Origin of the sequence: uncultured Dialister sp., from assembly GCF_900538805.1 — a bacterium.
GTDB lineage: Bacteria > Bacillota > Negativicutes > Veillonellales > Dialisteraceae > Dialister.
Genome location: NZ_UPZP01000106.1, coordinates 1 through 7,183 on the forward strand (window position 1 = coordinate 1; position 7,183 = coordinate 7,183).

4 protein-coding genes are annotated in these 7,183 nt (G+C 54.8%); all 4 read right to left on the bottom strand.

Annotated features, from left to right (window positions below; all coding sequences use genetic code 11):
* Positions 1 to 110: 110 nt before the first annotated feature.
* Entirely contained in the window at positions 111 to 1,928 is a 1,818-nt protein-coding gene (locus QZQ29_RS08205; RefSeq protein ID WP_296962215.1) for a sulfatase-like hydrolase/transferase, read from the bottom strand.
* Between the two features lie 1,699 nt (positions 1,929 to 3,627).
* A complete protein-coding gene (gene ftsH, locus QZQ29_RS08210; RefSeq protein ID WP_296962217.1) occupies positions 3,628 to 5,502 on the bottom strand; it encodes an ATP-dependent zinc metalloprotease FtsH in 1,875 nt (624 codons plus the stop codon).
* Positions 5,499 to 6,053 (bottom strand): TetR/AcrR family transcriptional regulator, encoded by a 555-nt coding sequence (locus tag QZQ29_RS08215; RefSeq protein WP_296962219.1) that lies wholly within the window; start codon positions 6,051 to 6,053, stop codon positions 5,499 to 5,501. Before QZQ29_RS08215 ends, ftsH begins: the two co-directional genes overlap by 4 nt.
* Positions 6,054 to 6,191: 138 nt before the next feature.
* On the bottom strand, positions 6,192 to 6,797 hold the full coding sequence (locus QZQ29_RS08220; RefSeq protein ID WP_296962222.1) for a TetR/AcrR family transcriptional regulator: 606 nt from the start codon (positions 6,795 to 6,797) through the stop codon (positions 6,192 to 6,194).
* Positions 6,798 to 7,183: the final 386 nt, after the last annotated feature.

The window sequence follows — 7,183 nt, forward strand, 5'->3', positions numbered from 1 at the left end:
GTTTTTATAAACCATTAAAGACTCATCGCTAAAGCTTTTTGGAACCCCCGGTCTAACCGGGGGTTTTCTATAGACAATAAGCAGGAAACCGATTTGGTTTCCTGCTCTTTTTATTTTCCCTGCCATACAGGGTCGTCTTTGATTTTCTTCTTTCTTTCGAAGGTGGTGGCGTTGTCCATGGTAATGGAGTAGTCCTTGGAGGAGAAGTCATACTTGGACTGGTAAAAATTGGTCCTGGCCCGCCAGATGCCGGTGACGGTGTCAAAGGCCAGGTCGTTGGTGAAGACCTGCTGCTCATGGGCTTTCAGCGCGGGCATGAGTTCGGGGTGGGCTGCCTGGTAGTCCGGGGAAAGGTAGACGAAGAAGGGAATGTGCACCATGTCGTAGTAGAAGGGGGATGTGGTGTGGTAGTGCTTCATGTTTTCGCCGTGGTCGGAGAAGTAAATCATGGATTTCAGGTTCAGGTTCGCCTTGGCGTATTCGAAGATTTCCTTCATCACCTGGTCGTCGTAGGCGATGGTGAGGTCGTAGTCATGGTAGGGATCTTCTTTGGAGATGCCCAGCTTATCGCGGAGGTTTACCGGCACCCGGGCGATGTAGGTGTAGTGGCTGCCATCGATGTTGATGAAGATGATCCGCTTTTTGGCAGGCGGCAGTTTCTTCAGCACTTCCAGGGTGTAGCCGTCGTAGTTCTTTTCCCAGTAGGAGTCGTCGCAGCGTTCTGCAATCATGGTGACGCCGGCGCTGGACATGGAGCTCCGGTTATGGAAGGAAATCCAGTCGGTGCGGTAGCCGGCAGCCTTGGCCACGTCTACCATGCTCACCACGTCTTCGAAGGACATGTCACTGTACTGGTTGGCGCTGGTCATGGCGTAGGAAAGGGAGAAGAGTGTATTGGGGAAATTGGAATAGGCCTTGTATCCCAGGGCGAAGTCCTTTGATTTGGCCATTTCCGAAAGCCAGGGAGTCGTATTTTCGGGATAGTCCGGCGTGAAGGCCTTCATGTGGTCCCTGTTGGCGCTTTCACCGATGATGACGATGTGGGTGCCTTCGTCCATGCCGTCATCCGGGTCCGGCGGCAGGAAGGTCATGGTTTTCACGTTCTTATCCAGGTTGTCGTTCAGTTTCTGGAGAAGCTGGAATTCGCTGCCCGAAGAGTTCAGCGCTTTGAAAATGGAAGCAGGAAATACGTGGGTAATCTGGCGATAGAAGCCTCCGAAGAAGAGGATGGAAATGACAGCAAGGCCAATGGTAAAGGGCTTGCCGCTGCCCCGAAGGATGTTTCCTTCATAGCTCCGGGCTCTTTTCATCATGGACCGGGCGAGACCCAGGGCACAGGAAATCACAATCAGAAGGGCTATGACCGCCATCACCAGATGGGCGGGAGAGCCCATGGTACGCAGGAAGTCCTTGATTTCCTTCAGATGGGTGGAGCGGACGGCCATCATGGCAAACATATCCATTTCTCCGCCGAAGAGGACATAGTAGCCGATATAAATGAAGGGAATGAGCACCATGAAGAAGGTATAAATGCCGGCAATCACCGTCCACAGGGAGGAGACACGTTTCGCCTTTGCGGTGAGGGCGGTATACACATAGGGCAGCGCCATGAGGAGGGCCCCCAGCACGTAGTAGTCCCCCAGATGTTTCTTTTCAGGCAGGGAGGCAAAACCGTAGGCCCAGGTGAAGGTGCCCATCCAGAGGAGCGGCAGAATTACCGCCCAGGGAAGAAGCCGCTTCAGGTATTTCCTGTCCACCACGGAAAAAAGGCCGAAGGAGACAATCAGAAAGACCAGGAGCGCCGCCCCCAGCCTTGGCTGCACGTAGCTGTGGATGTCGGGAAAGTCCCCGCCCAGATGGAGCAGCGCCATAATGACCAGCGCCGCAGATACCACCCAAGAAAGGGCGGATAGAATCACTTGTTTCACGATGCACCTCATGTAATAGTTAGGTAAAATAAGATTGAATATCTCATAAATTATACCACAAATTGACCGGCAGTTCACATGGAGAAAATATTTTAAATTTTATTACTTGATTTCCCTGTCCGTAAAAAGAGGGAATGAATAACACCGGTGCTGCCCCCTGCCGTCAACTCAAGCAGAGCCCTGAAATTTCCCCGCCATGGCGCACGTGGCATTCCACCTCCACTGTCATTTCGACGGTCGGCAGCGGAGCCCCGAAATCTCTCCTCAAATGGTACACGCCGCAATGAAGCAGGATATCTCGGGGCTCAGAGTCTCAATAGTACCGATACCACTCTCGCCATCCCAGCATGCAGCCCCGCTCGAGATGACCGGGCGGCGGGCAGCGTCAAAGGCAATACCTTCCCGCCTTACGCACGTCATCCTGAGCGCCAGCGAAAGATCTCGGTAAGCATGGTAAGTAAGGGTAAAGGCAGTCAATACCAGTGGGCGGGAAGGAGAGTGCCGGACCCTGACATGACCAGCAGAGTCATTCACGGCATGTACCGAGATTCTTCGCCTGCGGCTCAGAATGACCGGCGGGGCGGGAAGGAAGCACGTGTTGACACCGGTGCTGCCCCCTGCCGTCAATTCAAAAGGAGCCCTGAAATTCCCCTGCAATGGCGCACGCGGCATTCCACCTCCACTGTCATTTCGACCGAAGCGCAGCGGAGTGGAGAAATCTCACTCCTCAATAGCATGTGCGGCATTGAGACGGGAGATCTCTCGACTCTGTGTCAATAGTGCCGATACCTCTCTCTCCATTCCGGCTTGCAGCCCCGCTCGAGATGACAGGGCGGAGGGCAGCGTCAAAGGCAATACCTTCCCGCCTTGCACACGTCATCCTGAACGCCAGCGAAAGATCTCGGTAAGCGTGGTAAGTGAGGGTAAAGGCAGTCAATACCAGTGGGCGGGAAGGAGAGTGCCAGGCCCTGGCATGACCGCCAGCAGAGTCATTCACGGCATGTACCGAGATTCTTCGCCTGCGGCTCAGAATGACCGGCGGGGCAGGAAGGAAGCACATGTTGACACTGGTGATGTCCTGCCCTGCCGTCAATTCAAGGGGAGCCCTGAGATCCCCCTGCAATGGCGCACGCGGCATTCCACCTCCACTGTCATTTCGACGGTCGGCAGCGGAGTGGAGAAATCTCACTCCTCAATAGCATGTGCGGCATTGAGACGGGAGACCTCTCGACTCTGTGTCAATAGTACCGATACCTCTCCCGTCATTCCGGCTTGCATCCCCGCTCGAGATGACAGGGCGGCGGGCAGCGTCAAAGGCAATACCTTCCCGCCTTACACACGTCATCCTGAGCGCCAGCGAAGGATCTCGGTAAGCATGGTAAGTGAGGGTAAAGGCAGTCAATACCAGTGGGCGGGAAGGAGAGTACCGGGCACTGGCATGACCGGCAGCAGAGTCACTCACGGCAGGTACCGAGATTCTTCGCCTGTGGCTCAGAATGACCGGCGGGGCGGGAAGGAGTGTACCGGGCACTGACATGACCAACAGCAGAGTCACTCACGGCAGGTACCGAGATTCTTCGCCTGCGGCTCAGAATGACCGGCGGGGCGGGAAGAAAGATTTCCGGCGTGCTTACCACGCAAAAAAACGGTGAATCTTTTTTCAGATTCACCGTTTTTTCATGTGGATTTCTATGACTCTTTATTTCTCCAGATTCAGGTCCATGGCAGGAGCGGCGGGTGCCGGTTTTTCTTCCGGCAGGCCGTGTTCAAGGATGTGCATGAACTGGTCTCCTGTGATGGTTTCCTTTTCGTAGAGGTACTTGGCCAGGGCGTCCAGTTTGGACCGGTTGTCTTCCAGGAGCTTCACTGCCTTTTCGTGCTGTTTCTTGATGAGTTCGGAAACGGCGCGGTCGATGCGGGCAGCGGTTTCCGGCGAGCAGGCCAGGGTGGTGTCTCCGCCCAGGTACTGGTTGGTCACGGTTTCCATGGCCACCATACCGAATTCGTCGCTCATGCCGAAGCGGGTAATCATGGCCCGGGCCAGCTTGGTGGCTTTTTCGATATCATTGGAAGCGCCGGAGGAGGAGGTGTGGAAGACCACTTCTTCCGCCGCCCTGCCGCCGGTTAAGGTGGCGATCTGGTCCAGCAGTTCTTCCTTGGTCATGAGGTAATGATTGCCCTTGTCCACCTGCATGGTGTAGCCCAGGGCGCCGCTGGTACGGGGAATGATGGTAATCTTCTGTACCGGTGCGGAATGGGACTGGAGGGCAGCCACCAGGGCGTGGCCGATTTCATGGTAGGAAACCACGCATTTTTCTTTGTCCGACAGGATGGCGTGTTTCTTCTCGTAGCCTGCAATGACCACTTCGATGGACGCTTCCATGTCTTCTTCCGTGGCGTAGCTCCTGTGGTCGCGGACGGCACGGAGGGCCGCTTCGTTGACGATGTTGGCCAGTTCGGCGCCGGAGGCACCGGAGGCCATGCGGGCCACCTTATTGTAGTCAATGTCGGGGGCATGCTTGATTTTGCTGGCGTGTACCTTCAGGATGGCTTCGCGGCCCTGGAGGTCCGGCAGTCCTACGGGCACCTGGCGGTCGAAACGGCCGGGGCGGGTGAGGGCGGGGTCCAGGGATTCGGGACGGTTGGTGGCAGCCAGGATGATGACGCCGGTGTTGTCTTCAAAGCCGTCCATTTCCGTAAGGAGCTGGTTCAGGGTCTGTTCCCTTTCATCGTTGCCGCCGATGGCTGCGCCGCCGCGCTTCTTGCCGATGGCATCGATTTCATCGATGAATACGATACAGGGCGCCTTTTCCTTGGCCTGCTTGAAGAGGTCTCTCACCTTGGCGGCGCCCATGCCTACGAACATTTCCACGAATTCAGAGCCGGAAATAGAGAAGAAGGGAACCTCCGATTCGCCGGCCACCGCCTTGGCCAGCATGGTTTTGCCGGTGCCTGGCGGTCCCACCAGAAGGATGCCCTTCGGCATTTTGGCGCCGATTTCTTTATAGCGGCTGGGGTTGTGAAGGTAGGACACCACTTCCTTCAGGCTGTCCTTGGCTTCGTCTTCACCGGCCACGTCGGAGAATTTGATACCGTCGGTGGGCTTCACGAAGATTTTGGCATTCGATTTCCCCAGTCCGAACTGCATGGCCCCGGGGCCGCCCATGTTCTTCATGATTTTCTTGTTCATGTAATGGCCGATGCCAAAGAAAATCAGGATAGGAAGAATCCAGCTGAGGGCGAAATCAAGGAGCGGATTCATGGGGGTTACGATTTTGCCGGTGAAATCAGCCCCCGATTGATGGAGTCTGTCCACCAGCTGGGGATCATTCATGGGAGCCGTCTTGTAGGCCTGCTTGTCCCCTTTCTTGGTGAAAATAATCTGGTCCTGCTCCACCTGCACCTTGTCGATTTCCTTATTCTCCGTCATGGTCATGAAGCTGGAGTAGTCCACGCTCTTCACTTCATTGCCCTTGAACATGGGCATGATGAGGGAGTTAAAGAAGATAATCACCAGGAATATGATGGCGTAGTAGGCCAGTATGGGCCGTTTGGAAGGTTTGACTTCTTTCAATGCATATCCTCTCTTTCTTCATTACCGATTCCCCGAAGGAAAAATGTTTCCCAGTACTCCGGCAGGCTGGCGGAAGCCACCCGGCCATGGCACTCTCCTTCAAAAAGGGACCACATGGCCCCTGCAAAAAGTTCCGTCATCACGGAGGCAGGGATGTCCACCCGGAAATCGCCGGATTTCTGTCCCCGAAGGAAGAAATCGGTCATCTGCCGGCTGTAGGTTTCCTGGCACCAGTTATCCACGCTTCCCGTCACGTTGCCGTAGCAGAGGAGCATGAGATATTCCTTGTTATCGCAGCAGCAGCGGATGATTTCATGGAGCCTTTCCCGGGGATTTCCTTCCTCCGTCACCAGCTTCATGAGAAGGGAAATCTTCTCCCTGGCCCGCTCGTTCAGGATGCGGGACAGATTCTCCCGGGACGAATAGACCCGGTAAAAGGTGGCCTTGCTGATGCCCGCCGCCTCCGCCAGCTCCCGGGCCGTGCGCCTTGGATTGGTACAGAAGGCAAGGGCCAGTTTCTTCAATTCCTCTTCTCTGCTTTCTGTGTCCATTATACACCTCTTCCATTTGATGTGAATCACTTGATACCATTTTGAGACTTTATTGTCTCTTATGATTATGATTCTATCACAGACATAGAAAAAGGTCAATCAAAAAAGCAGGAAAGGAAATACCCTTCCTGCCTCTTTTTATTCTTTAATCGTATAGGGTTCCATGAGATTCATGATATCAATCCGCATATAGTCCAGGGAGTCCTCTGCCAGGTTGAAGGAACCGTTCATCATGCACCAGATGGTGAGGGCGCCGAAAAGATGGCTCATCATCAGCTTCGCCAGCGTGTCCACCGGCGCATCCTTCGTCAATTCCCCGGGGCCTTCCCCCTGATGGACAGCGCAGATGTCCATCAAAGCATTGTAAATATTGTACAGGGCGGATTTCGCCTCCGAATCCTCTTCCTCTGACTCCATGGTCTCCCGTATCCACTGGCGCACCAGACGCACCCCCGCCCAGGCGGCGTCTTTGCAGAGAGCGGTCATATAGAAGAAACAGCGCTCCGCCACCGGCCCGTCATAATGGATAGACCTTTCTGTAGTAGCCTCACAGGACTGGAAAGAAAGCTCTCCCACCACATCTTCCTTACATTTGAAATAGTGATAGAACGTACCCTTTGCCACGCCGCTGTCTTTTGTAATATCCTCCACCGATACCTGGTCAAATCCCTTTTCGCCGATCAGCTTCTTCGCCGATGCCAGCAGCCGGGCCTTCGTTCTTTCCGCTTTCTTCGTTAATGCCATGACTTCCTCCCAAACATAGTGATTCCCTGACCCATTTTCAACCATGGGTCACTTTTGTATAGTATACAGGAAATGGACCAAGGTAGCAATATAAAATTGTGACGAACGCCGGAGGGTTCAGAGGGTCCAAAAGATTCTCCCATTCTATTGTCCCACCGCTTGCGGGGGGAAGGTGGTGGCGCCAGCCACCAAAGGGGGCCGCCGGAAGGGTGCAGGAAGAGTATGACTCAAAGATTTCTCGCCGCCCACCCTCGCTGCCCCTTGAGGGGCCATAGGGTGTACGGGGCCAAGCGCCGATGTGACACTCCCCTGTTATCCGGACCGCCGATAGGCGGCCTGCTCTACTTTGCGTTTCTTTCCGATTCTTACCCTCCAGCACCCCTTCG

What these genes read in the sequence shown, in the direction of transcription:
- QZQ29_RS08215 (WP_296962219.1), bottom strand. Translation starts at nt 6,053, where the DNA reads ATGGACACAGAAAGCAGAGAAGAGGAATTGAAGAAACTGGCCCTTGCC.
- QZQ29_RS08220 (WP_296962222.1), bottom strand. Translation starts at nt 6,797, where the DNA reads ATGGCATTAACGAAGAAAGCGGAAAGAACGAAGGCCCGGCTGCTGGCA.